This window comes from Streptomyces sp. NPDC029169 (genome assembly GCF_055563935.1).
Genome location: NZ_JBVHXA010000009.1, coordinates 265678 through 290247 on the forward strand (window position 1 = coordinate 265678; position 24570 = coordinate 290247).

25 protein-coding genes and 1 pseudogene are annotated in these 24570 nt (G+C 71.8%); 18 read left to right on the forward strand and 8 right to left on the reverse strand.

Annotation, left to right across the window (positions count from 1 at the left end; genetic code table 11):
* The first annotated feature begins 18 nt into the window (after nt 1-18).
* The 3 genes from hydA to ACZ4VI_RS19665 all read left to right on the forward strand — a co-directional run bounded on the left by hydA (nt 19) and on the right by ACZ4VI_RS19665 (nt 4038).
* The gene (gene hydA, locus ACZ4VI_RS19655; RefSeq protein ID WP_468000712.1) at nt 19-1422 is read left to right on the forward strand and encodes a dihydropyrimidinase; all 1404 of its coding nucleotides are present in this window, start codon (nt 19-21) and stop codon (nt 1420-1422) included.
* A gap of 12 nt (nt 1423-1434) precedes the next feature.
* Nucleotides 1435-2436 carry a TIGR03842 family LLM class F420-dependent oxidoreductase gene (locus tag ACZ4VI_RS19660; RefSeq protein WP_468000713.1) on the forward strand — a complete coding sequence of 334 codons (1002 nt, stop codon included), beginning with the start codon at nt 1435-1437 and terminating at the stop codon, nt 2434-2436.
* A 69-nt stretch (nt 2437-2505) separates the two neighbouring features.
* The gene (locus tag ACZ4VI_RS19665) at nt 2506-4038 is read left to right on the forward strand and encodes an NCS1 family nucleobase:cation symporter-1 (RefSeq protein ID WP_468000715.1); all 1533 of its coding nucleotides are present in this window, start codon (nt 2506-2508) and stop codon (nt 4036-4038) included.
* Nucleotides 4039-4121: 83 nt separating this feature from the next.
* Here ACZ4VI_RS19665 and ACZ4VI_RS19670 read toward each other — a convergent pair whose 3' ends face one another.
* On the reverse strand, nt 4122-5339 hold the full coding sequence (locus tag ACZ4VI_RS19670) for a S8 family peptidase (protein ID WP_468000717.1): 1218 nt from the start codon (nt 5337-5339) through the stop codon (nt 4122-4124).
* A 338-nt stretch (nt 5340-5677) separates the two neighbouring features.
* Between ACZ4VI_RS19670 and ACZ4VI_RS19675 the strand changes: the two genes are divergently transcribed.
* The 9 genes and pseudogenes from ACZ4VI_RS19675 (at nt 5678) to ACZ4VI_RS19715 (ending at nt 11836) form a co-directional block, all read left to right on the forward strand.
* The gene (locus ACZ4VI_RS19675; RefSeq protein WP_468000719.1) at nt 5678-6088 is read left to right on the forward strand and encodes a Fur family transcriptional regulator; all 411 of its coding nucleotides are present in this window, start codon (nt 5678-5680) and stop codon (nt 6086-6088) included.
* Entirely contained in the window at nt 6088-6378 is a 291-nt protein-coding gene (locus ACZ4VI_RS19680; protein WP_468000721.1) for a hypothetical protein, read from the forward strand. The genes ACZ4VI_RS19675 and ACZ4VI_RS19680 overlap by 1 nt, the downstream gene beginning before the upstream one ends.
* Nucleotides 6378-7403: a CobW family GTP-binding protein gene (locus tag ACZ4VI_RS19685; protein WP_468000722.1), complete on the forward strand. Its 1026-nt coding sequence runs from the start codon at nt 6378-6380 to the stop codon at nt 7401-7403. The genes ACZ4VI_RS19680 and ACZ4VI_RS19685 overlap by 1 nt, the downstream gene beginning before the upstream one ends.
* Nucleotides 7400-8434, forward strand: coding sequence for a WD40 repeat domain-containing protein (locus ACZ4VI_RS19690; RefSeq protein ID WP_468000724.1), 1035 nt, complete (start codon nt 7400-7402; stop codon nt 8432-8434). The genes ACZ4VI_RS19685 and ACZ4VI_RS19690 overlap by 4 nt, the downstream gene beginning before the upstream one ends.
* Entirely contained in the window at nt 8431-8868 is a 438-nt protein-coding gene (locus ACZ4VI_RS19695) for a (2Fe-2S) ferredoxin domain-containing protein (protein WP_468000726.1), read from the forward strand. Before ACZ4VI_RS19690 ends, ACZ4VI_RS19695 begins: the two co-directional genes overlap by 4 nt.
* Entirely contained in the window at nt 8855-9274 is a 420-nt protein-coding gene (locus tag ACZ4VI_RS19700) for an ArsR/SmtB family transcription factor (protein WP_468000728.1), read from the forward strand. Before ACZ4VI_RS19695 ends, ACZ4VI_RS19700 begins: the two co-directional genes overlap by 14 nt.
* A gap of 16 nt (nt 9275-9290) precedes the next feature.
* Nucleotides 9291-10226, forward strand: a complete 936-nt coding sequence (locus tag ACZ4VI_RS19705; protein WP_468000730.1) for a metal ABC transporter solute-binding protein, Zn/Mn family — start codon at nt 9291-9293, stop codon at nt 10224-10226.
* Nucleotides 10227-10318: 92 nt separating this feature from the next.
* A complete protein-coding gene (locus ACZ4VI_RS19710) occupies nt 10319-11089 on the forward strand; it encodes a metal ABC transporter ATP-binding protein (RefSeq protein WP_468000764.1) in 771 nt (256 codons plus the stop codon).
* Nucleotides 11086-11836: pseudogene (locus ACZ4VI_RS19715) on the forward strand (metal ABC transporter permease). The gene ACZ4VI_RS19710 and the pseudogene ACZ4VI_RS19715 overlap by 4 nt, the downstream one beginning before the upstream one ends.
* Nucleotides 11837-11938: 102 nt before the next feature.
* Here ACZ4VI_RS19715 and ACZ4VI_RS19720 read toward each other — a convergent pair.
* The 3 genes from ACZ4VI_RS19720 to rpmF form a co-directional block, all read right to left on the reverse strand.
* On the reverse strand, nt 11939-12766 hold the full coding sequence (locus ACZ4VI_RS19720; protein WP_468000731.1) for a class I SAM-dependent methyltransferase: 828 nt from the start codon (nt 12764-12766) through the stop codon (nt 11939-11941).
* Between the two features lie 135 nt (nt 12767-12901).
* Nucleotides 12902-14062 (reverse strand): GTP-binding protein, encoded by a 1161-nt coding sequence (locus ACZ4VI_RS19725; RefSeq protein WP_468000732.1) that lies wholly within the window; start codon nt 14060-14062, stop codon nt 12902-12904.
* 6 nt (nt 14063-14068) lie between these two features.
* Nucleotides 14069-14239: a 50S ribosomal protein L32 gene (rpmF, locus tag ACZ4VI_RS19730; RefSeq protein ID WP_132918099.1), complete on the reverse strand. Its 171-nt coding sequence runs from the start codon at nt 14237-14239 to the stop codon at nt 14069-14071.
* 302 nt (nt 14240-14541) lie between these two features.
* Between rpmF and ACZ4VI_RS19735 the strand changes: the two genes are divergently transcribed.
* Both ACZ4VI_RS19735 and ACZ4VI_RS19740 read left to right on the forward strand, forming a co-directional pair.
* On the forward strand, nt 14542-15486 hold the full coding sequence (locus ACZ4VI_RS19735) for a permease (protein WP_468000734.1): 945 nt from the start codon (nt 14542-14544) through the stop codon (nt 15484-15486).
* On the forward strand, nt 15483-16313 hold the full coding sequence (locus tag ACZ4VI_RS19740; RefSeq protein ID WP_468000735.1) for a TIGR03943 family putative permease subunit: 831 nt from the start codon (nt 15483-15485) through the stop codon (nt 16311-16313). The genes ACZ4VI_RS19735 and ACZ4VI_RS19740 overlap by 4 nt, the downstream gene beginning before the upstream one ends.
* Before the next feature lie 109 nt (nt 16314-16422).
* Here ACZ4VI_RS19740 and ACZ4VI_RS19745 read toward each other — a convergent pair whose 3' ends face one another.
* Nucleotides 16423-17205: a class I SAM-dependent methyltransferase gene (locus tag ACZ4VI_RS19745; RefSeq protein WP_468000737.1), complete on the reverse strand. Its 783-nt coding sequence runs from the start codon at nt 17203-17205 to the stop codon at nt 16423-16425.
* A gap of 292 nt (nt 17206-17497) precedes the next feature.
* Between ACZ4VI_RS19745 and ACZ4VI_RS19750 the strand changes: the two genes are divergently transcribed.
* On the forward strand, nt 17498-18913 hold the full coding sequence (locus tag ACZ4VI_RS19750) for an amidase (RefSeq protein ID WP_468000739.1): 1416 nt from the start codon (nt 17498-17500) through the stop codon (nt 18911-18913).
* Here ACZ4VI_RS19750 and ACZ4VI_RS19755 read toward each other — a convergent pair.
* Together ACZ4VI_RS19755 and ACZ4VI_RS19760 are read right to left on the reverse strand one after the other, a co-directional pair.
* Nucleotides 18910-19794, reverse strand: coding sequence for a hypothetical protein (locus ACZ4VI_RS19755; RefSeq protein ID WP_468000741.1), 885 nt, complete (start codon nt 19792-19794; stop codon nt 18910-18912). The genes ACZ4VI_RS19750 and ACZ4VI_RS19755 overlap by 4 nt on opposite strands.
* Nucleotides 19795-19893: 99 nt before the next feature.
* On the reverse strand, nt 19894-20949 hold the full coding sequence (locus ACZ4VI_RS19760) for a lipoate--protein ligase family protein (protein WP_468000742.1): 1056 nt from the start codon (nt 20947-20949) through the stop codon (nt 19894-19896).
* Nucleotides 20950-21070: 121 nt separating this feature from the next.
* Here ACZ4VI_RS19760 and ACZ4VI_RS19765 point away from each other — a divergent pair, with 121 nt between their 5' ends.
* The 3 genes from ACZ4VI_RS19765 (at nt 21071) to ACZ4VI_RS19775 (ending at nt 23934) form a co-directional block, all read left to right on the forward strand.
* On the forward strand, nt 21071-21907 hold the full coding sequence (locus ACZ4VI_RS19765) for an inositol monophosphatase family protein (RefSeq protein WP_468000744.1): 837 nt from the start codon (nt 21071-21073) through the stop codon (nt 21905-21907).
* Nucleotides 21908-21970: 63 nt separating this feature from the next.
* Nucleotides 21971-23413, forward strand: coding sequence for a phytoene desaturase family protein (locus ACZ4VI_RS19770; protein ID WP_468000745.1), 1443 nt, complete (start codon nt 21971-21973; stop codon nt 23411-23413).
* Nucleotides 23410-23934 carry an O-acetyl-ADP-ribose deacetylase gene (locus tag ACZ4VI_RS19775; protein WP_468000747.1) on the forward strand — a complete coding sequence of 175 codons (525 nt, stop codon included), beginning with the start codon at nt 23410-23412 and terminating at the stop codon, nt 23932-23934. The genes ACZ4VI_RS19770 and ACZ4VI_RS19775 overlap by 4 nt, the downstream gene beginning before the upstream one ends.
* 477 nt (nt 23935-24411) lie before the next feature.
* Here ACZ4VI_RS19775 and ACZ4VI_RS19780 read toward each other — a convergent pair.
* On the reverse strand, nt 24412-24570 hold a 159-nt coding region (locus tag ACZ4VI_RS19780; RefSeq protein ID WP_468000766.1), incomplete at its 5' end, for a sigma factor-like helix-turn-helix DNA-binding protein.

Consider the following 24570-nt stretch of genomic DNA (forward strand, 5'->3'; position numbering starts at 1 on the left):
TCAGCCAGGGGGACACCCGTGAGCACCCGCACACTCATCCGCGGCGGCCTGGTCGTCACCGCCGCCGACGAGATCCATGCCGACGTCCTGATCGAGGACGGCCGGATCGCCGCACTCGCCGCACACGGCTCCGACGCCGCCGCGGGCTGGACCGCCGACCGCACCATCGACGCCACCGACCGCTACGTCATCCCGGGCGGCGTCGACGCGCACACGCACATGGAGCTGCCGTTCGGCGGCACCTCCGCCTCCGACACCTTCGAGACCGGCACCCGGGCCGCCGCCTGGGGCGGCACCACCACCATCGTCGACTTCGCCGTCCAGAGCGTCGGGCACTCCCTGCGCGAAGGGCTCGACACCTGGTACGAGAAGGCCGACGGCCAGTGCGCGATCGACTACGGCTTCCACATGATCATGTCGGACGTGAACGAGTCGACGCTCAGGGAGATGGACTGGCTCGTCCAGGAGGGCGTGAGCTCGTTCAAGCTGTTCATGGCGTATCCGGGGGTCTTCTACTCGGACGACGGCCAGATCCTGCGGGCGATGCAGCGGGCCGCCGAGGACGGCGGGCTGATCATGATGCACGCCGAGAACGGCATCGCGATCGACGTCCTGGTCGAACAGGCCCTGGCCCGCGGCGAGACCGATCCCCGCTACCACGGCGAGGTCCGCAAGGTCCTCCTCGAGGCGGAGGCCACCCACCGGGCCATCCAGCTCGCACGCGTCGCCGGAGCTCCGCTCTACGTCGTCCACGTCTCGGCCGACGAGGCCGTACGGGAGCTGGCCGCCGCCCGCGACCGGGGGCTGCCCGTCTTCGGCGAGACCTGCCCGCAGTACCTCTTCCTCTCCACCGACAACCTCGCCGAGCCCGGCTTCGAGGGCGCCAAGTACGTCTGCTCGACGCCGCTCCGGCCCAAGGAGCACCAGGAGGCGCTCTGGCGCGGCCTGCGGACCAACGACCTCCAGGTCGTCTCCACCGACCACTGCCCCTTCTGCTTCACCGGTCAGAAGGACCTGGGGCGCGGCGACTTCTCCAAGATCCCCAACGGGCTGCCGGGCGTGGAGAACCGCATGGACCTGCTCCACCAGGCCGTCGTCGACGGGCACATCAGCCGCCGCCGCTGGATCGAGATCGCCTGCGCCACACCGGCCCGGATGTTCGGGCTCTATCCGCAGAAGGGCACGATCGCGCCGGGCGCCGACGCCGACGTCGTCATCTACGACCCGCACGCCGTCCAGACCCTGTCGGCGGACACGCATCACATGAACGTCGACTACTCCGCGTACGAGGGGAAGACCGTCACCGGCCAGGTCGAGACCGTCCTCTCGCGTGGCGAACTCGTCATCGACCACCGGAAGTTCACCGGCCGCGCCGGGCACGGCGTGTTCACCCCGCGATCCACCTGCCAGTACCTGAACTAGGAGAACGACGACGTGGACTTCGGACTTGTCCTGCAGACCGACCCGCCCGCCTCGCAGGTCGTCGGTCTGATGCGCCGGGCGGAACGCAACGGTTTCCGCTACGGCTGGACCTTCGACTCCGCCGTGCTCTGGCAGGAGCCCTTCGTCATCTACAGCCAGATCCTCGAACACACCACCAAGCTGCACGTCGGCCCGATGGTCACCAACCCGGGGACGCGTACGTGGGAGGTGACGGCCTCCACCTTCGCCACCCTCAACGACATGTTCGGCAACCGGACCGTGTGCGGCATCGGTCGCGGCGACTCCGCGATGCGCGTCGCCGGCCGCAAGCCGAACACCCTGGCCCGTCTCGGCGAGGCCATCGACGTCATCCGCGACCTCGCCGAGGGCCGCGAGGCGGTCGTGGACGGCAAACCGATCCGCATCTCCTGGATCAAGAACGGCAAGCTGCCGGTCTGGATGGCCGCGTACGGACCGAAGGCCCTGGCGCTCGCCGGGCAGAAGGCCGACGGGTTCATCCTCCAGCTCGCGGACCCGTTCCTCACCGAGTGGATGGTCAAGGCTGTCCGGCAGGCCGCCGCCGACGCCGGCCGCGACCCCGACGCGCTCACCGTCTGCGTCGCCGCGCCCGCGTACGTCGGCGACGACCTGGCGCACGCCCGCGAGCAGTGCCGGTGGTTCGGCGGCATGGTCGGCAACCATGTCGCGGACCTGGTGGCCAAGTACGGGGAGCACTCGGACATGGTCCCGGAGGAGCTCACCGCGTACATCAAGGACCGGCACGGCTACGACTACAGCCACCACGGCCGCGCCGACAACCCCTCCACCGACTTCGTCCCCGACGAGATCGTCGAGCGCTTCTGCCTCCTCGGCCCGGCGGAGGCCCACATCGAGAAGCTGCGCCGGCTGCGGGAGCTCGGCGTCGACCAGTTCGCCGTGTACGCCATGCACGACAACCGCGAGGGCACGATCGACGCGTACGGCTCCGACATCATCCCCGCCATCAACTCCTGAGACCCTGCCGCCGAACCCCCCACGCCCCGCACGGCCTCGTTCCGTCCCCGAACGAAGGGTTCCGCCGCCATGACCGCCATCACCCCCTCCGACAGACCCGGCATAGCCGCCCCCGGCCGCGTCGAGCTCCCGCTCGGCACGGCCGGCACCGATCCCCGCTTCGTCAACGACGACCTCCTGCCCGTCCCCGTCGCCGAACGCTGCTGGACCACCTACAACTTCGCCGCGCTATGGGTCGGCATGGCCCACAACATCCCCTCCTGGCTGCTCGCCTCCGGTCTCGTCGCCCTCGGTATGGACTGGAAACAGGCGGTGTTCACCATCGCGCTCGCCAACGTGATCGTGCTGCTGCCGATGCTGCTGACCGGGCACGCCGGACCCAAGTACGGCATCCCCTTCCCGGTCCTCGCCCGCGCCTCGTTCGGGCTGCGCGGCGCGAACCTGCCCGCGCTGATCCGCGCCGGGGTCGCCTGCGCCTGGTTCGGCATCCAGACCTGGATCGGTGGGCAGGGCATCTTCGTCCTGCTCGACAAGGTCTTCGGCGGCTGGGCGGAGGCCGGAAAGGTCGGCGGTCAGCCGTGGACGCTCTGGCTGTGCTTCGTCCTCTTCTGGATCCTCGAACTCGCCATCATCTACCGGGGGATGGAGGCACTGCGCCGCTTCGAGAACTGGGCCGCGCCGTTCGTCATCGTCGGCGCGCTCGTGCTGCTCGTGTGGATCGCCGTCAAGGCGGGCGGGTTCGGCCCGCTGCTCGACCAGCCCTCGAAGCTGGGCTGGGGCGCCGACTTCTGGCCGGTGTTCTTCCCCTCGCTGATGGGCATGATCGCCTTCTGGTCCACGCTCTCCCTCAACATCCCCGACTTCACCCGCTTCGGCGCCGGGCAGCGCGCCCAGATCTGGGGGCAGACCCTCGGACTGCCGACGACGATGACGCTCTTCGCGCTGCTGTCCGTGTTCGTCACCTCCGGTTCGCAGGCGGTGTACGGGGCGCCCGTCTGGGACCCGGTCGCGCTCGCCGCGAAGGCCGACAATGTCTTCGGGCTGCTCTTCGCCCTGGTGACGGTCCTGGTCGCCACCCTGTCGGTGAACATCGCGGCGAACGTCGTCTCGCCCGCGTACGACCTCGCCAACCTCGCCCCAAAGCTGGTGAACTTCCGTACGGGCGCGCTGATCACCGGCGTCGTCGGCGTGCTGATCATGCCGTGGAAGCTCACCGAGACGCCCGAGCTGTACATCTTCACCTGGCTCGGGCTCGTCGGCGGTCTCCTCGGCACCGTCGCCGGCATCCTCATCGCCGACTACTGGCTCGTCCGCCGCACCGCCCTCGACCTGCCCGGGCTCTACCGTCCGGACGGCCCCTACTGGTACCGGGGCGGCTGGAACCCGGCGGCCGTTCTCGCCTTCCTGGTCGGCGGCGTCCTCGCCGTCGGCGGTTCCCACTCCGCTCCCGGCACCGGCCCCTTCCCGGAGGACGGGCTGATCCCCTTCCTCAAGCCCCTCGCCGACTACGGCTGGGCCGTCGGCCTCGCCGCTTCCCTCCTCCTGTACACCGCGCTCATGAAGGGGCGGGGAGCCATCCCGTCGTCCGGACGACCCAGGTGAGGCAGGAGCAGTCCACGTCGACCGCCCTGCGGAGGTTCCGCCGGGCGGCCGTTGCTGTGTGGTGGATCAGAAGGGACGGTGGGTCAGAAGAGGGAGTAGAGCAGCTTGTTCGGGGAGCCGGTGCCCGCGCTCTTGACGACTCCGCTGGTGGCGTTGGTGGTGATGGCACTGCTGACCTGGGCCGGGGTGGCCGAGGGGTTGGCGGCGAGGTAGAGGGCGGCGGCGCCGGCCACGTGCGGGGTTGCCATCGAGGTGCCGCTGATGGTGTTGGTGGCGGTGTCGCCGGTGTTCCAGGCCGAGGTGATGCCGACGCCGGGGGCGAAGAGGTCCAGGCAGGTGCCGTAGTTGGACCAGGACGCCTTGGTGTCGGTCCTGTCGGTGGCGCCGACCGTGATCGCCTCGGTCACTCGCGCGGGTGAGTAGTTGCAGGCGTCCTGCGCCCTGCCGCCCTGGTTGCCGTTGCCGGCCGCGACCGTGTACGTCACGCCGGAGGCGAGCGACCGCTTGACCGCGTCGTCGAGGGAGGTGCTCGCGCCGCCGCCGAGGCTCATGTTGGCAACCGCCGGCTTGACGGCGTTGCTGGTGACCCAGTCGATGCCGGCGACGACGCCGGAGGTGGTGCCGGAGCCGTTGCAGTCGAGGACGCGGACGCCGACGACCTTGGCGGCCTTGGCCACGCCGTAGGTGGAGCCTGCGGTGGTGCCGGCGACGTGGGTGCCGTGGCCGTTGCAGTCGTTGCCGTTCTGGCCGTCGCCGATCGTATCCGTACCGATGGTGGCCCGGCCGCCGAACTCGCTGTGGCTGACGCGCACTCCGGTGTCGATGACGTACACGCTGACGGTGGAGGCCGTGGTGTTGTACGTGTACGAGCCGTCGAGCGGGAGCTGGCGCTGGTCGATGCGGTCGAGGCCCCAGGTGGCGTTCGTCTGGGTGGCGTTGACGTGGACCCGGGCGTCCTGCTCGACGTAGGAGACGCGGGGGTCGGCGGCGAGCCGGTGCGCCTGGGCGGCGGTCATCTTGGCGGCGAAGCCGCGGACCGAGGCGCGGTACACGTGGGTGAGGCCGGCGCCGTGCGCGGCGGTGAGCTCGCGTGCGGCGGCGTCGACGGACGCCGTGTCCTTGAGGGCCACGATCCAGCCGTCGGATATCGCCGTGGCAGCCGGGGCGAGGCGGACATCCGGCGCGGGCGCGGCGGATGCGGGAGTGGCCGCGAGGAGTCCTGCAGCGAGGGCGGTGGTGAGGGCGGTGGTGAGGGCGGTGGCGGGAATGAGCGCGCGGAGTCGTCGCGCGGGGGATCTCATCGGTCAACCAGACCTTTCGTTGTCCGGGTTGCGGGCAATTACGGGCCGTGCGGTGGTACTGCCACCCGGGTTCGCCGGGGGCTTCGGTCAACGGGTGGTCAGGCCGTTCACCGGGGGTTGTGCCGCCGCACCACTGGCACGGTCGGCCGGAGGTGGTGAGGCGCGCGCAACATTGGCATGCACGCTTCACTCAGGGCAAGGGTGCGGACCGATCTGTTCCGGAGGCATGTGCGGAGATCCCGGCGTTGCTCGCATGTATGAGCCACTCTTCATGTGGACATGAAATTCATTTTCATCTAGCCTGGACGGGCAGACGACGAGGGAGCGGGTGATCCGGTGTGAACGCGAGGGCGACTCGACAGCGGTCGGCGGTCCTGGCGGTTCTCGCGGGTCGCCAGGACTTCGTCTCCGCCCAGCGGTTGCATACGCTCCTGGCTGCCGACGGCATTCACATGGGTCTGACGACCGTCTACAGGGTGCTGCGCCACCTCGAAGCCTCCGGTGGCGTCGACATCGCCCAAGTCCGGGCCGGGGAACGGCTGTTCCGGATACGTCCCACCGACGGGCACCGCCACTACCTGATCTGTCGGAGCTGCTGTAGCAGCCGGCCGGTGGACGCCGGGGAGGTCGAGCGGTGGGCGGGGCGGGTCGCCGCCGGCTCCGGGTTCGCCTCTGTGGAGCACACCGTCGAACTCACCGGCCTCTGTGCGGGCTGTCAATCCGCCGCCGACGAAGAAGGAACGCCCTGATGCCCCTGAACTTCCAGCCGGGCGGATCGCCATCGCAGAGCCCGCGATGGCGTGAGCTCAAGGACAAGGTCCGCGAACTCCTCGACCTCGATGAGGACACAGCCGTGGTCATCCGCCAACTCGCTTGCAGCGACCCCGGATGCCCGCCCTTGGAGACGGTCGTAGCGGTCCTCCCGATGAGCGGTCCGTCCCGTCGCTGGACCCTGCACAAGCCTGCCGAGCAGATCACCGACGACGACCTGCGCGCCGCCCTGCTCGCCACCACACACTCAGAAGGAGCCCGACCCTGATGACCGAATCCACCGCAACGGACGAGCAGCGTGACGAGCGCGTGCCCGTCACCGTCCTGACGGGCTTCCTCGGTTCGGGCAAGACCACTCTGCTCAACCGCATCCTCACCGAGAACCACGGCCTGCGGATCGCGGTCATCGAGAACGAGTTCGGCGAGGTCGGCATCGACGACGCCCTCGTCCTCGACGCCGAGGAAGAGATCTTCGAGATGAACAACGGTTGCATCTGCTGCACCGTTCGAGGCGATCTCATCCGCATCCTCGGCGCGCTCATGCGACGCCGCGAGAAGTTCGACCACATCCTCATCGAGACCACCGGGCTCGCCGACCCCGCACCCGTCGCCCAGACCTTCTTCATGGACGACGAGATCGCCTCCCAGCTCCGCCTCGACGCCATCGTCACCCTCGTCGACGCCGCCCACGTCCTCCAGCACCTCGACGAGGTCAAGCCCGAGGGCGTGGAGAACGAGGCCGTCGAGCAGATCGCCTTCGCCGACCGGATCGTCCTCAACAAGACCGACCTCGTGGACGAGGCGACCCTCACCGAGGTCGAAGCGCGGGTACGGGCCATCAACACCCCGGTACGCATCCTGCGTTCCCAGCAGGCCGCCGTCGACCTCCGGCAGATCCTCGACGTCGGCGCCTTCGACCTCGACCGGGTCCTCAAGGACGACCCCGCCTTCCTCACCGAGACCGAGCACCAGCACGACACCACCGTCACCTCCGTCGGCATCGAGCTGGACGGCGAGGTCGACGAGCGACGCCTCAACGCCTGGCTCGGCAACCTCCTCCGTACCAAGGGCGCGGACATCTTCCGTTCCAAGGGCATCCTCGCGATCGCCGGCTCGCAGCGGCAGTACGTCTTCCAGGGCGTCCACATGCTCCTCGTCGGTGAGGAAGGCGCCCAGTGGCGCGTCGACCAGCCGCGCCGCAACAGGCTCGTCTTCATCGGCCGCAACCTCGACCGCGACGAGCTCGAACGCGGCTTCGCCGACTGCCTGGCCACGGCGGGGGCGGTCGCGTGAGCATCGCCGCGACCGACAGCGGACTCGCCGTCGCCTGGGAGATCACCGTCGACGACGCGCCTGTCGCGCTCAGCGCGCGGGCGGACCTCGTGGCCGTAGCCGGGGCGGAGGGCACGGTACGCGTCCTGGACGCCGCCATGGGCGCGGAGCTGGGAGCCCTCGAACTGCCCGGTGGCGCGCTGGGCGTGGCGCTCTCCCCCGACGCGGCCCACCTGGCGGTCACCGGGCCGAGCGGGTACGCCCTGTGGCGGCGTACGGACGGACGCGTCACCGTCCGCGAACCGGGCCGCTGGTCGTCGGCCGCGGCCTGGACGGACGGCGGAAGGGTCGCGATCGCCTCCGGCCGGCGCGCGCTCGTACTCGACCAGGACGGGCAGGAGTTGTGGGCGACGGAGCCCGCCGCATCCACCGCCACCGACCTGGCCTGGCTTCGCCAGGGGCGACGCCTGGCCGTCGCCGCGTACGGGGCCGTCCAGGGCTACGAGAAGCACAGCACCCGGCCCGTCGTCACCTACCCGTACGTCGGCTCCCACCTCGCGCTCGCCGTCGCCCCGACCGGCAAGTGGATCTGCAGCGGCAACCAGGACGCCTCCATCCACATCTGGCGTGCCCGCGACGGCAGCGAACTCACCATGTCCGGCTACCGGGAGAAGGTCTCCCGCCTCGCCTTCGACGACACCGGCCGCTGGCTCGCCGCCGACGGCGCGCCCGACCTGACCGTGTGGGACTTCTCCGGCAAGGGACCCGCCGGCACCGCCCCGCGTTCCCTGGTCTGCCACGAGACCATCGCCGCGCTCACCTGGCGCCCGGGAGAGGCCGGACACCTCGCGAGCGGCGGCCACGACGGCGCGGTCGCGCTCTGGTACGCCACCGCCGGCCAGGCCACCTCGCGGCTCCGGCCGGTACGCGCGCTGGACGGCGGGGGAGCGGCGGTGGCCGCGCTGGCCTGGGCGGGTCCCCACCTGCTCATCGCCGCGCACCGCGACGGCCGCGTCCGCGCGTACACCGTGCCCTCACGGACGGCGCTGTGAGCGCGCGTACGGTGAGGATCGGCGCGGCCGACCGGCCCTGCACCCTGGTGGTGTGCCGGGGCTGCTGTTGCGGCAATCCGCGCAAGCACCCCGGTACCGACCACGCCTGGCAGCTCGACCGCCTTCGCGCGGCCACCGCGGCTTCCCCGGGCCGGGTCGCCGTCCGTACGACGGACTGCCTGGGCCCGTGCGACTGGGGGCACCTCCCAGGCGAAGCTCTGGGGGACAATATCGTCGTCGTCCAGCCCTCCTCGGCCGGGCGCAGGGCAGGCGGCAGGGCGACCTGGATCGGCTTCGCCCTCGACGACACGGCCACGGACGACCTGATCGACTGGGCGACCGCAGGCGGCCCCGGCCTCGCCGAGCCCCCTCCCGAGCTGGCGCTCCAGGTCGTCCGCCCGCCCCGCGAGGCCCGGTCGCGTGCACGCCGCTGACCGCGCGTCCAGTGGCGCCGCGGTGGGCGGCCGCGACAGCCTCGCGGCCGCCCACTCCCGGACCCCCTCGGCCACAGCAGACGCCCTCCGCGCTCCACTCGACGCGGCCACCGCCGCCTCCGTGGCGACCACGCTCCAAGCCCTGGCGACCCCTTCCCGGTTGCTGATCCTCGACACTCTGCGCCGGTCCGCCTGTTCGGTCACGGAGCTCGCCGCCGTCGTCTCCATGGAACAGTCCGCGGTCTCCCACCAACTGCGTCTCCTGCGCGCCCTCGGCCTCGTCACGGGGCAACGCGAGGGCCGCCTCGTCGTCTACCGCCTCCACGACGACCACATCGCCCAACTCCTCGAACAGGCCGTCCACCACACCGAGCATCGAAGGCTCGGCCTGAGAGACCCCGGATAAGAGATTGGACATCCCCATGCCCACCTTCTCCTCCCGACTCCTCGCCCTGATCGGCGGCGCCTCCCTCGTGCTGGTGGCCGGCTGCGGGAGCTCAACGGGCTCGGACAGCGGCGGGAGCGGCGCGCAGGGCCCCGCCGCCCCCGCGAGGATCCCCGTGGTCGCCTCGACGAACGTCTACGGCGACATCGCCGAGCAGATAGGCGGCGACAAGGTCCAGGTCACCTCGATCATGGGCGACACCGGCCAGGACCCGCACTCCTACGAAGCCAACACCCGGAACCAACTGGCCCTGTCCAAGGCGAAGGTCGTCATCGAGAACGGCGGCGGCTACGACGACTTCGTCGACCGCATGCTCAAGGCCGGCGGCTCCTCCGCCGAGGTGATCAGCGCCGTCGAGGTCTCCGGCAAGACGCCACCGAAGGGTGGCGAGCTCAACGAGCACGTCTGGTACGACTTCCCCAGCGTGGCGAAGATCGCCGACCGCATCGCCGCCGCCCTGTCCAAGGCCGCTCCCGCCGACGCCGCCACCTTCACCAGGAACGCCGAGACCTTCACGTCCCGGCTCGTCGCACTGGAGTCGAAGGAAGCGCGGATCAAGAAGGAGCACGGCGGCGAGGCGATCGCCGTCAGCGAGCCCGTACCGCTGTACATGACCGAGGCCGGCGGCCTGGTGAACAAAACACCCGAGGAATTCAGCGAAGCCATCGAGGAAGGCGACGACGTCTCGCCCAAGACTCTCCGGGCCACCCTCGCGCTCTTCACCGGCCGCGAGGTCGAAGCCCTGATCTACAACGAGCAGACCGCAGGACCGCAGACGGAGAAGGTCGAGGCCGCGGCCGAGGCGGCGGGCATCCCTGTCGTACGGGTCACCGAGACCGTGCCCGAGGGCGAGGACTACCTCTCCTGGATGACCGCCAACGTCGACGCCCTCGCGAACGCACTCGCCCAGTGAGGCGGGCGCTCACGGCCTCCGTCCCCCGGCCCCGCCAGGGCGACCCGGTGATCAGCCTGCGCGGGGGCGCCCTTTCGTACGGCGAACGCGTGATGTGGCGCGACCTCGAACTCGACGTTCGCCCCGGAGAGTTCCTGGCCGTACTCGGCCCGAACGGAGCGGGCAAGACCAGCTTCGTGCGCGCACTCCTCGGCCGGCAGCCGCTGACCTCCGGGACTCTGACCGTGCTCGGCCGGCCGCCCCGCGAGGCCGCTCGCGACATCGGATACGTACCCCAGCAGGCCGAGTTGTCCGCGCAGGCGATGCTGCGCGCCCGCGACCTCGTACGCTTCGGGATCGACGGGCACCGCTTCGGGCCGCGGCTGCGCACCGGCGCCGTCCGCCGCAGAGTGGACGAGATCCTCGCATCGGTCGGGGCGTCCGCGTACGCCGACGCCCCCCTCGGGCGGCTCTCCGGAGGCGAACGGCAGCGCGTGCGCATCGGACAGGCACTGGCGACCGATCCGCGCATCCTGTTGTGCGACGAGCCGCTGCTCTCCCTCGACCCGCACCACCAACGGGCCGTCACCGAACTGGTCGACGCCCGCCGCCGCTCCCACGGCACCGCGGTGGTCTTCGTCACGCACGAGATCAACCCCGTGCTCGGACTGGCGGACCGGGTGCTCTACCTGGCGCGAGGCGGTCACCGGCTCGGAACCCCGGAGGAGGTCCTCACCTCGGCGTCCCTGACCCGGCTCTACGGCACACGGATCGACGTCGTCCGCGTCCACGGCCGCGTCGTGGTCGTCGGCACCCCCGACGGGCCGGCCGGCCCGCCCCACCACGTACCCGAAACCCACGAGACCGAGGGAGTCCGCTCATGACGCTCGCCGAGGGGATCTGGCACGAGATCTTCGCCTTCGACAACTACGGCGAACTGCTGTCCCTGGTCCGCAACTCCCTCATCGCCGGCGCGGCACTCGGCCTCGTCGGCGGACTGGCCGGAGTATTCGTCGTCATGCGCGACCTGCCCTTCGCGGTGCACGGCATCAGCGAACTGTCCTTCGCGGGCGCCTCGGCCGCGCTGCTCCTGGGAGCGAACATCGTGGCGGGCTCGATCGTCGGCTCGCTCCTCGCGGCCGGCGCAATCGGCGTCCTCGGGGTGCGCGCCCGTGACCGCAACTCGGTGATCGGCATCCTCACCCCGTTCGGCCTCGGCCTCGGGGTGCTCTTCCTCGCTCTCTACGAGGGTCGCGCCGCCAACAAGTTCGGGCTCCTGACCGGCCAGATCGTCGCCGTGGACACCCCGCAGACATCCTGGCTGCTCGGCACCTCGGCAGTGGCCCTGCTGGCTCTGGCGGTGATGTGGCGGCCCCTGTCGTTCGCCAGCGCCGACCCGGACGTGGCCGCGGCGCGCGGCGTGCCGGTGCGCGGGCTGTCCTTCGCCTTCATGATGGCGCTCGGACTTGTGATCGCCCTGTCCGTCCAGATCGTCGGCGCGCTCCTGCATCCCGATCAGCCCGTACGTCACGACCATTTCGTTCGCTCTCTACGCGGCCTGCCGCCTGATCCGCGCTCCCCGCGGAGGGCGTCGGGGAGCGAGAAGGACGGCCAAGCCCGCTCTCGCCTAGAGGGGGCGGACGCCACTCGCAGGTGACCGTGTAGGCGACGGACGCGCAGCGACTGCGAGTGGGGCGCCGCGAGGTTTTCGCGGCGCCCCACTCTGCTGGGTCTTATGGAAGTCGGAGCAGGTTGAGCCGGTACTCCTCCACCTGGGGGAGCCGCTGTTCGGCGAGACCGGCGAGCATCTCCTGGTAGGCGGGGGGAAGAGGATCGTGCACGCGCGGGGGTAGAGCTGACAGCGGGTGGGAGGCGATCAGCTCGGTCCCCGGACACCACCGAGTGACGACGTCCGGGCCGGTGCAGGACCAGCGCATGCGGGCGTCCACCTTGCTGAGGGCGTCATGCCGGTCCTGGTCGTCGACGATGGCCGGGCCCGCGGTGTCCAGGGCCAGCCACGACCCGGGGAAGCGCTCGGTGAGCATACCGACGACGGAGCGGACATCGGTCTCGTCCAGGAAGGGCAGTACGGCCTCGGCACTGAAGAAGTACGGGCCGGTGTCGTCCGCCGCCACCGTGTCCGTCCACGCGCTGTCGGTCACGGACGCGGCGATCATCGTCCGGCGCGGGGTGTCGGTGAAGAACGAGCGCCGCACCTCGATCACGTCGGGAAGGTCGAGCTCGAACCAGCGCGCCCTGCCATTGTCGACGCGCTCGTAGCGTGTGTTGAGACCGGTACCGATCTCGACGACCGTGCCGGACGGATGGGTTGTCAGGAAGTCCCTCACCCACCTGTCGAACAGGACTGTCCGCAGGACCGTGCCCACGAGGCTCGGCAGACCGTCGAAGCGCCCGAAGTCGTAGGACAGCGCCGTCACGATCTCCTCGGCACGCTCGTCGCGCAGCGCGGCCTCTTTCTTGCGGTGCTCCACCGCCCGTCCGTAGAGCGGAATCAGAAGTGTCTCCTGGACCGGGCCCAGGAAAGGACCGTGCGTCGTCACTCTTGCCTCCATTCTGACCCGCGTCGGAGGAGGCAGGCTGGTCCTGGCTCTCCTGAGGGCCCGACGAAAAGGGGCCGGGCCGGACGGTGCCGTGGCTGCACCACCGTCCGGCCCGGAGTGTGCGGGGCTGGGGTTTCAGGCCGCCTGCTCGTGTTCGCAGGCGTCCTCGATGCCGTACGTCTCCCAGGCGGGGAAGTCGTCGTCGGCGGGAACGTTCTCACCTGGCACCAGCAGGCAGGCGTCCAGCGCCGCGCGGAGGGCGTCGGCGCGCAGGCCGGTGCCGATGAAGACCAGTTCCTGGCCCTGCGTGGTCTGCGGGCCACGGGCGCCGGAGGGTTCGAACCGGGCGACGGCGCCGGCCTGGGACCACAGTCCGGTCACCCTGGGCCGGCTGGCGAGCCAGAAGAACCCCTTGGAGCGCAGGACGCGCCCGAAGGTGCCGCTGTCAAGGCCCTTGGTGACGAAGGACCACAGCCGTCCGGGGTGGAAGGGCCGGTCGGAGCGGAACACGAGCGAGGAGATGTCGTACTCCTCGGTCTCCGGTACGTGGTCGCCGTTGAGCTCCTTCACCCAGCCCGGGGCCTGCTGGGCCTTGTCGACGTCGAACAGGCCGGTGCCCAGGACGTGTTCGAGGGGGACCTGGCCGCGTACGGCGGGGACGATCCGCGCCTCCGGGTTCAGCCGGGACAGCGTGGCGCGGAGCCGACGCGCCTCCTCCGGCCCGACCAGGTCGAGCTTGTTGAGGACGAGGACGTCCGCGAACTCGACCTGGTCCATGAGGAGATCGCTGACGGTGCGCTCGTCGTCCTCGTACTGGTCGAGGCCGCGCGCGACGAGTTCGTCGCCGCCGTCGAGCTCCGGCAGGAAGCCGGCGGCGTCCACGACGGTCACCATCGTGTCCAGGCGGGCGAGGTCGCCGAGGGTGGCACCGTCGTCGCGCGGGAAGGAGAAGGTGGCGGCGACGGGCATGGGTTCGGAGATGCCGCTGGACTCGATGAGCAGGTAGTCGAAGCGTCCTTCGCGGGCGAGCCGGTCGACCTCCTCCAGAAGGTCGTCGCGCAGGGTGCAGCAGATGCACCCGTTGGTCATCTCGACCAGACGTTCCTCGGTACGGGACAGTGCCGCCTCGCCGCCGCGCACGAGCGCCGCGTCGATGTTGACCTCGCTCATGTCGTTGACGATGACCGCGACCCGCAGCCCTTCGCGGTTGCCGAGCACATGGTTGAGCAGCGTGGTCTTCCCGGCCCCGAGAAACCCGGAGAGTACGGTCACGGGCAGCCGGTCGGTGGGCGTCATGAGCGCTCAGCCCTCCGGATGGATGAGGCCACGCTCGTACGCCTTCACCAGGCGCTGCGGGACCTGGTACACGACGCCGTCGACGGTGACCGGGACCAGCTGGGGCGTGGTCGCCTTCCACTGCGCGCGGCGGTGGCGGGTGTTGCTGCGGGACATCTTCCGCTTGGGGACGGCCATCGTGAGACTCCTCGGTCCGGTTCTGACACAGAGAGGCTATATGGAAATGGATTCCATTCTCAATCTGCGGTGGGCCTCGGGCCCTAGATGAACATGAATATCGTCGGCTAGTGTGTCCCCGCTCATGCCGGGCGACCTCCGGGACGGGCAGGGAGGGCTTCCGCCGTACCGGGCGGACCGAGAGCGAGGGGCGCGGCGTGGTTGAGGTCTCGGCGAGCACGGCGACGGCACCACCACGACGTCCCCTCGACCCGCATGGCGGTGGGGTCGAATCGGAGCGGCGGCGCCGGGCGAGGAGCGGCGTGATCACCTCGACCCTGGTCGGGGCCGCGGTGGTCGCGGTTTTCGCCGGGCCTTGGCTGGAGCGGCTGTTCGGGCTTGCGGCGTTCGGGGCGTGGCGCACGCTGTTGGTGGCCATCGTCGTGCAGGGCGTACCGTTTCTGCTTCTCGGCACCGTCGTCTCGGCGGCCATCGGCGCCTTCGTTCCCGCCCGGGTCTTCTCCAAGGTCCTACCCCGCAACCCCGTGCTCGCGGTCCCGGTGGCCGGTGCCGCCGGCGTGGTGCTCCCCGGATGTGAATGCGCTTCGGTCCCGGTCGCGGGCAGTCTGATGCGGCGGGGCGTGGCTCCCGCGGCGGCGCTGACGTTCTTGCTCGCCGCGCCCGCCGTCAACCCGGTGGTGCTCGTCTCCACGGCCATCGCGTTCCCCGGCAGCCCGGAGATGGTGGCCGCACGGTTCGGCGCCTCGCTCGTCACCGCGGTCGTCATGGGCTGGCTGTGGATCAGATGGGGGCGCGAGGAGTGGCTGCGGCTGCCGACGGGGCATGCCGAGCACGCGCCGGGCGCGAGCCGGCTTGCGGTCTTCCGGCGCGGGCTGCAGCACGACTTCCTGCACGCGGGGGGTTTCCTGGTGGTCGGCGCCATGGCCGCGGCAACCTTCAATGTCCTCGTACCGCCGTCCATGCTGGAGCTGTTCTCCGATTCGCCGTGGCTGGGCGTCCTCGTGGCGGCGGTGCTCGCGGTGCTCCTGTCGGTGTGCTCGGAGGCGGACGCGTTCGTCGCGGCCTCGTTCACCGGCTTCTCGCCCACCGCCCGCCTCGCGTTCATGGTGGTCGGGCCGATGGTCGACATGAAGCTGATCGCCCTGCAGTCGGGGGCCTTCGGACGGGCGTTCGCGGTGCGATTCTGCGCCGCCACGTTCGTCGTGGCCGTCCTGTGCTGCGTACTCGTCGGAGGCGTACTGCTGTGACCGGACGGCCCCCCAACCGCGCGGGACACCCGCGCCCGCTGAGCGAACTCGGCCTGCCACTCCTGCTGGTGCTGACCGGCGCGGGCCTGCTGCGTGCCACCGTACGCAGCGACGTCTACCTCCGGTACGTGAAGGAAGGGCTGTGGCCCTACCTCGTCGCCTCCGGCGTCCTGCTGGTCGTCCTGGGCCTCGCGGGGCTCGGCGCCGAGGTGACGCGCCGTCTGCGACAGCCGGTGCTTCGGCGCGACGCGTCCGGCCACAAGTACTGGCACGATCCGGCCGACGACCACGCCGAGGCGCACGACGAGCACGGGCACGGTCACAGCGGTGCCACCCGCGTCGCCTGGCTCCTCGCCGTACCGGCCCTCACCCTCCTGTTCGTCGCGCCGCCGGCGCTCGGCTCGTACACCGCCTCGCGGGAGGGCGGGGCGGCCCGTGTCGAGCGGACCGCCTACGAGGAACTGGCGGACGCGCCGACCACCCCCATGGCGCTGGAGGAGTTCATCGGGCGCTCCATGTACGACTCGATGAGTCTGCGGGGCCGCAAGATCCGGCTGCTCGGATTCGTCACCGCCGGCAAGAGCCCGGACACCTGGTATCTCAACCGCCTGAAGGTCGGCTGCTGTGCCGGCGACGCGCGGACGCTGCGTGTGGAGGTGCACGGAGTGAGGGCCCCCGGCAACGACACCTGGGTCGAGGTCACGGGAGTCTGGCGGGCCGACGAGACCACCGCCGAGGAGCCCGTCCCGACCATGGACGCCGGAGCTCTGAAGCCCGTCGCCCAGCCTCGCAACCCCTACCAGGACGCGCCGCCCTCGGACGGCTGAGTCCCCGATGGAAGGCTGCCCCGCCCAGGTCGCGCCCGGTCCGGACCGGCGTCGCACGCGCCGGTCCGGTGGGGGCGGACTTGTCCAGAGGTGGGCTGCCGGGGCGGCCTTATGCCGCGTCGGGCCCCTCTCCCCGTACGGCCGTCAGGACCACGCTGTGGCCGCACTGCCAGACCGTGCCCACCGCGGCGAATCCGGCCCTGCGCAGCAGCTCCACATGCTCCTCGGCGCCGAGCCCGTTGTCACCGCACGCACCGGTGCTGAGGCGGGAACGCTCCGCGAGGAGTTCCGTGAAGCCGTGGTGGGCGGCGGCCGCCGCCCACCAATCGGCCCAGTCCTCCGCGGGCTGCTCGGCCTGCCTGGCCCTGTGCCCGCGCCCTACCGCGGCAGCCAGTTCACGGAGGGGCGCGTCGTTCTGGAAGAGGTGGTCGGCATTGACCAGCACCCCGCCGGGTCGGAGGAGGCCGTGGATCTGTTCGTACACGACGGCGAGTTCGGCGCGCGGCAGGTAGTGCAGGGCGGTCGTGGAGACCACCGCGTCCAGCCGGCCGTCCCCGCCCAGCGCCGTGGACCACGGCCCCGGCCCGATTCGCTCGTTCACGAAGGTGACTGCGGCACCGTGTACCGCCTGGCCGAGCGCCAGAAGGAACGGATCGTGATCGACGCCCAGGACGCGGGCGTGCGGCAGTCGGTCCGCCAGTCTGGCGGCCAGCGAGCCGGGGCCGCAGCCCAGGTCCGCGATCACGGGCCGGCGGTTGTGGCGGCAGGCATGGGCGACCACGTCGACGACGGCGTGGAGGCGTTCGGTGCGGGCGGTGGCGTAGTGCTGCTGCTGGAGCTCCCAGCGCTCCACCCACGGGGCGGCCTCGGCGGCCGGCAGGGCTCGTGCCATGGTGCGTGTCCTGTCCTGTCGTGTCGTGGTGTCGGTGTCTCGTGCCGGCCGTGCGCGCGTCTTCGCGGGGCCATTAGACGATAATGAAAACGATTATCGGTAAAGCCTCCCCTCGGTCAATCGGACGCGCCGCCCCGGCGCCCGGAAAGGGGCCGTTCCCCGAGGATGGGCTCATCCCCTTCCTGAAGCCGCTCGCCGACTACGGCTGGGCCGTGGGTCTCGCCACGTCCCTGATGACAGGGAAGTTACGCTCCAGTAGGGTTCCGGCAGCCGACGAGACGAGGGGGCTGCCGTGACCACGGTCGACTACACCGGACTGGCGGGACAGGCAGGGCAGTTGGCCGAGGGGACGGTCACCTCCACCGCCCTCGTCCAGGCCGCGCTCGACCGGATCGAGGCCACGCAGCCCACCCTCAACGCCTTCCGCTGCACGCGGGCCGAGGCCGCCCTCGCCGAGGCGGCGGAGGCGGACCGCAGGCTCGCCGCGGGGGAGAGGCTGCCGCTGCTCGGCGTACCGATGGCCGTCAAGGACGACACCGACGTCGCCGGACTGCCCACCCGCTTCGGCTGCGCCGGGGACATCCCCGACGCGGCCGAGGACGGCGAGGCGGTGCGGCGGCTGCGGGCCGCCGGCGCCGTGATCGTCGGCAAGACCAACTCCTGCGAGCTGGGCCAGTGGCCGTTCACCGAGGGCCCCGCCTTCGGCGCCACGCGGAACCCGTGGAACACCGGGCACACCCCCGGCGGCTCGTCCGGGGGATCGGCGGCGGCCGTCGCCGCCGGACTCGTGCCCGCCGCGCTCGGCTCCGACGGCGCCGGCTCCATCCGCATACCCGCCGCCTGGACCCACCTCGTCGGCATCAAACCGCAGCGGGGCCGGGTCTCCGTCCACCCGTACGACGACTGTTTCCAGGGCCTGACCGTCAACGGACCGCTCGCCCGGACCGTCGGCGACGCCGCCCTGCTCCTCGACACGGTCGCCGGGTCGCATCCCGGCGACCGCTTCCAGCCGACCGCCGTCGACGCCTCGGCGGCGGCCCGCCGCGAGCCCGGGCGGCTGCGGATCGCGCTGGCCTGGCGGGCGCCGTTCACCGCCACGTACAACCCGCTCGACCCCGGCATACGCCGAGCGGTCACCGAGCTTGCCGAGGCGCTCGCCGGGCTCGGCCACACCGTGGAGGAGGCGCGCCCGCGCTACGGGCTCATCGGCCTGAGCTTCCTGCCCCGCGCGACCGCCGGGATCGCCGAGTACGCCGACCGGCACCCCGAGCCCGCGCTGCTCGACCCGCGCACCCGCAGCGCGGCCCGCAGCGGCCGCCGCCTCGGCGGCCGGGCCCTGCGCACCGCCCGCGCCCGCGAGGCCCACCAGCACCGCAGGATCGGCGCGCTCTTCGACACGTACGACGTGCTCCTCGCCCCGACGACGGCCGCGCCCCCGCCCCGGATCGGCACCTTCGACGCGATGCCGGCCTGGCGCACCGACCTGACGATGGCCTCCGCCTGCCCCTACGCGTGGCCGTGGAACGTCCTCGGCTGGCCCGGCGTCAACGTTCCCGCGGGCTTCACCCCCGACGGCCTCCCCGTCGGCGCCCAACTCCTCGGCCCGGCGGGCAGCGAACCCCTGCTGATCTCCCTCGCGGCCCAACTGGAGGCCGACCAGAAGTGGTTCGCCCACAGGCCGCCGGAGCCGGTTCAGTCGCGCGTCTAGCGGTCGGCGTCCGGGGCCCAGCCAGGGACGTGTTCCGCCACCGCCGCTTCCCAGGCCGGGACGCCACCGGGGAGCGGCCAGGCCCGGGTCCGGTCGGGGGCGAGGCTGATGCTCCGCAGGGTGTCGGCCAGCCGGCGCCCCACGTTCGCGATGCGGACCGGTGCGAGCGGTCCTTCGAGCGCGACCACCTCGTTCTCGTACTCCAGGACCGGCCGCTCGGCGCAGAGGGCGATCCAGTCCTCGTCCACCGCCCGCGACAGGACCAGAAGACGAGGCCGGCCCCCCTCGGCGAGTACGGCGGTCAGCCGGTCGTGACCGTCAAGCACCACAGGGGAGTTGAGGCCGCTGATCCACCAGGCGAGGACGGGTGGCAGGATGCCTTCCCGGTGCTGACGGCGGTACGCCTTCACGCGCGGCGCTTCCGGATGCGACAGCGCCCGTAGCGGCAGCAGATCGCGGGCGTCCTCGTCCGGGTCGCCGTAGCCGAACCAGGTGAGATGGCCCCGATCGGGGTCGTGGGCGAGCAGCTTGGGCCAGTTGCGATCCGCGAACCACCCGGAGAGTCCAGGGGTGAGGTTCCATTCCCCCTCGTGCAGCGGGCCGTTGGCGGCCGTACGCAGGGCCGTCCCGGCGTACGCGGCCCAGCGCTCCGTCCACGCCTCCGAGCCCGGCTCGGCGAACTCCGCGAAGGCGCGGGCCTGTTCGGCCCGGAGTGGCGCGATCGGGGAGACGTACCGGCCGGTCCGGGCGTAGTGCAGGCCCCGGTGGGTGGCGCGCTGCCGTGCGAAGAGCACGGGAACGCCGTCCTGGATCAGCACCAGCCGCCGCCCGTCGGCGCACTCCATCCGCAGCCCCGGCTTCACCGGCCGTTCGACAAGCATCCGTCGAGCCTACGGCCCCGCGTGGCACCGCCGGTCCCGCCCGGAGGCACGCGCGCGTCGGTGGCCCCAGCGGCGCCGCCCTGTCCCCGTGCCGCAGGCCTACGGCACCCGGGCCGTCCACTCCGGTGTCGAGAACTTCGCCGCCGCCAGTTCCTTGGCCAGGGCCGTCTCCTCCTCCGTGACCCGGCCCTCCGACAGGCCGTAGCGGTCGCGGAAGGAGGCGATCATCCGCTCGATGACGGCCTCGCGCGGGAGGCCCGTCTGGCGGCGCAGCGGGTCCACGCGCTTCTTCGCGCTCTTCGTGCCCTTGTCGGAGAGCTTCTCGCGGCCGATCCGCAGGACGTCCGTCATCTTGCCGGCGTCGATGTCGTACGCCATCGTCACGTGGTGCAGGACCGCGCCCCCGCCCGTCACCATCCGCTTCTGCGCCGCGCCCGCGATCTTGCCGGCGTCCGTGGCGATGTCGTTCAGGGGCTGGTACCAGGCCCTGACGCCCATCTCCGCCAGCGCGCCGAGGACCCAGTCGTCCAGGTAGGCGTAGCTGTCGGTGAAGGACAGGCCCTGGACCAGGGCGCCCGGGACGGACAGCGAGTACGTGATGGTGTTGCCGGGCTCGATGAACATCGCCCCGCCGCCGCTGATCCGGCGCACCACCTCGATGCCGTGCCGCTCGGCCGCCTCCGGGTCCACCTCGTTGCGCAGGGACTGGAAGCTGCCGATCACCACGGCCGGCGCGCCCCACTCCCAGACCCGCAGGGTCGGCGGGCGGCGGCCCGCCGCGACCTCGGCGGTGAGGACCTCGTCCAGGGCCATGTGCAGGGCGGGGGACTGCGGCGGCTCGTGGATCAGCTGCCAGTCGTAGTCCGTCCAGTCCGTGGCGTGCGCGAGGGCCCGCCGGACGGCCACCCCGATGCCCTCCGTGGTGAGCCCGTACATCTCCGTGCCCGGCGGCAGCGCCGCGTCGATCCGCGCCGCAAGCCCCGACGCGTCCGTGTCGACGGGGGCGCCCTCCAGGGCGCGGTCGATGGCGAGGATCGCCTCGTCCGGCTCCAGGAAGAAGTCGCCCGCGACCCGGACCTCCGCCAGCACACCGTCGCGCGTCTCCAGGTCGACGACCACGAGTTTTCCGCCGGGAACCTTGTACTCGCCGTGCACAGGCCCTCCCTCCTCCCCGTCTCCCCGTAAGGGGTGAACCGGTCCAAAGCGTACTCCGTGGGGAAACGGAGGGTGACAAGTTCGGCACTCTGCTGTCAGCCCGCCGTGCTTAGCTGGACACATGATCGAAGACTTCCTTGACCACGTCCTCGCCGGCGGCACGACCGAGGTGGAGGAGGCGATCCGCAAGGCCGCCGCCGCCGAGATCACGCCGCGCTACCGGCAGCTCGCCACCCACGAGATCGTCGAGAAGAACGGGCCGCACGACCTGGTGACGGTCGCCGACCGGGCCGCCGAGGCCCACCTCACCGAGTCCCTCACCGCCCTGCTCCCGGGCTCCGTGGTCGTGGGCGAGGAAGCCGTCCACGCCGACCCCACGGTCTACGAGGCGCTCCAGGGCGACGCGCCCGTGTGGATCGTCGACCCCGTCGACGGCACCCGCCAGTTCGTGCGCGGAGAGCCCGGCTTCTGCACCCTCGTCGCGCTCGCCCAGCGCGGCGAGCTCCTCGCCTCCTGGACGTACGCACCGGCGCTCGACGAGATGGCGGTCGCGGTCTGCGGACGCGGCGCGACCCTCAACGGGCAGCCGATACGGTCCGGTTCGCCCGCGCCCGGGGCGGTCCTGGAGGTCGCCACCTCCCACCCCGACTACACCACCGAGGACCAGAAGCGCGCCCTGCTCGGCCTGAACACCGAGGGCGTCCACCCGCGCCCCTGCGGCTCCGCCGGCCTGGAGTACCTGGCCGTGGCCCGGGGCGACCTCGACGCCACCGCGTTCTCCTGGGAGTACGCCTGGGACCACGCCGCCGGCCTGCTCCTGCTGACCGAGGCGGGCGGCGCGCACACCACGCTCGCCGGCGAGCCGTTCCGTATCACCGGAGGCAACGCGCTGCCGTTCACCGCCGCACGCGACCAGGCCACCGCCGATCGGATCCGGACACTGCTGCGGGGGCGGTGAAGCCCGCCCTGACCCAGGAATATCCTGGGGCCCTTGGCCATCGGCTGACGAAGGAGTCCGAAGGTGCCGTCGATGCTCGATGCCGTCGTCGTGGGGGCGGGGCCCAACGGACTGACCGCCGCGGTGGAGCTCGCCCGACGGGGCTTCTCCGTCGCCGTGTTCGAAGCCAGGTCCACCGTCGGCGGTGGTGCCAGGACCGAGGAGCTGACCCTCCCCGGCTTCCGCCACGACCCCTGCTCCGCCGTGCACCCGCTCGGAGTCGGCTCGCCCGTCTTCAAGACGATGCCGCTCGATCGGTACGGCCTCGAGTGGCTGCACCCCCGGCTGCCCATGGCCCACCCCTGGGACGACGGCACCGCCGCCGTGCTCTCCCGGTCCGTCGCCGAGACCGCCGCCTCGCTCGGGCCGCGCGACGCCGGCACGTACCGCCGTCTCGTCGCCCCCTACCTCGGCAAGTGGGACACCCTGACACGGGACTTCATGTCCCTGCCGCTCACCGCGCTGCCCCGGGACCCCTTCACGCTGGCCCGGTTCGGCCTCGACGGGCTCCGGCCGTCCACCTGGCTCATGCGCCGCTTCCAGGACGACAAGGCACGCGCCCTGTTCGCCGGCCTCGTCGGCCATGTCATCGCGCCGCTCGGCGGCCTCGCCACCTCGGCGGTGGGTCTCGTCTTCGCGCTGGCCGCGCACGAGGGCGGCTGGCCGATGCCCCGCGGCGGCTCGCAGTCGATCTCGGACGCCCTCACCGCGTATCTGAAGGCGCTGGGCGGCGCGGTCCACACCGACTACGAGGTCAAACGGCTCGACGACCTGCCGCCGGCCCGGGCGTACGTCTTCGACACCTCACCCACCGCCCTCGCCCGGATCGCGGGCTTCGGCGGCTACTACGACCACTACCGGTACGGCGCGGCCGCCTTCAAGATCGACTACGCGCTCGACGGCCCCGTGCCCTGGACCGCGGAGGCGCCCCGCGAGGCCGGCACCGTGCAGATCGGGCCCACCAGCGGCGAGATCGGCGCCGCCCTGGGCCAGGCCTCCTCCGGTACGGCCCCCCGCACGCCGTTCCTCATCACCGCCCAGCCCAGCCTCGTCGACCCCGGCCGCGCCCCCGACGGCAAGCACGTCTTCTGGGCGTACGGCCATGTGCCGAACGGCTGGGACGGCGACCTCACCGAGGCGATCGAGCGCCAGATCGAGCGCTTCGCCCCCGGCTTCCGCGACCGGATCCTCGCCCGCGCCACCGCCGGACCGCCCCAGCTCGCCGAGCGCAACGCCAACTACGTGGGCGGCGACATCGCCTGCGGCGCGGCCCGCGGCCTCCAGCTGCTGCTCCGCCCCAAGCTCTCCCTCTTCCCGTACACGACCCCGCACCCCGCCGTGTTCCTCTGCTCCTCCGCGACCCCGCCGGGGCCGGGCGTGCACGGCATGTCCGGGCACAACGCGGCGAAGGCGGTCTGGCGCAGACTGCGCGCGACGGCGCGCGACGGCGCGATGATGGCCGTATGAGCACGGACACAGCCCTCGTCCTCGTCCGGGGCGACATCACCGAGCAGCACGTCGACGCCATCGTCAACGCTGCGAACTCCTCCCTCCTCGGCGGAGGCGGCGTCGACGGCGCCATCCACCGCCGCGGCGGCCCCGCCATCCTGGAGGAGTGCCGCAAGCTCCGGGCCGGCCACTACGGCAAGGGCCTCCCGACGGGCCGCGCGGTCGCCACGACGGCCGGCCGGCTCGACGCCCGCTGGGTGATCCACACCGTCGGCCCGCGATTCACCCACGAGGAGGACCGGTCGGAGCTGCTGGCCTCCTGCTACCGGGAGTCCTTGCGGGTCGCGGACGAGCTCGGAGCGCGCACGGTCGCGTTTCCGGCGGTCTCGGCCGGCATCTACGGGTGGCCGATGGAGGACGCGGCCCGGATCGCGGTGGAGACGGTGCGGGGGACGCGGACCGCGGTCGAGGAGGTCAGGTTCGTCCTCTTCGACGAGCAGGCGTACCAGGCCTTCGCCGAGCAGGTCCGCGCCTCGTAGCCCGGCGGCGGAGACATCCCACCCGGCCTGAGTCCCGTGACGTGAAGCCGCGCACTGCGACACTTCGGAGTTGTGTCGCGGTGCGCGGAACTTGTGTCCTGCGTGGTGCCGTCCTCCGGAAGGGGCGACACCGTGTTGGGCGCGGAGCTGCTGGGGCGCGGTTCGGGGGCGGGGGAGTCTGGGAGGGCGCCGGGCAGGTCCCCTGCGGCGATCGCAACGCCGCCCAGGGTCACGCTCGCGAGCAACGCGGCGACCGCCGCCTTCAGAGAGTGCCTGGGGCGTCGCCATTGAGCGGAGGGAGTCCAGTCGTCGCGGGGGCGTGTGTGCCGTGACGTGTGCAGGCCGGCGTCGCGTGCGGTGCGGAACGCGGCGAGGGCGCGGGCCTCGGCCTCCCGGATCGCGGGGTCCTCGTATGTACTGCCCGTATCGGCGAGCAGGGCGGCGCGCAGAGACTGCTCCACGGCCGTGTCGCTGTGGTCATCGGTCATCCCTGCACCTCCCTTTCTCCTTCAGCTCTTTCGCAAGTCGCTTCAGTCCTCTGTGTGCGGCGGACCGTACCGCACCGGGGCGTTTGCCCAGGACCCGGGCGGCGCTGGGCCCGTCGAGGCCGACGACGATCCGCAGGAGCACGGCTTC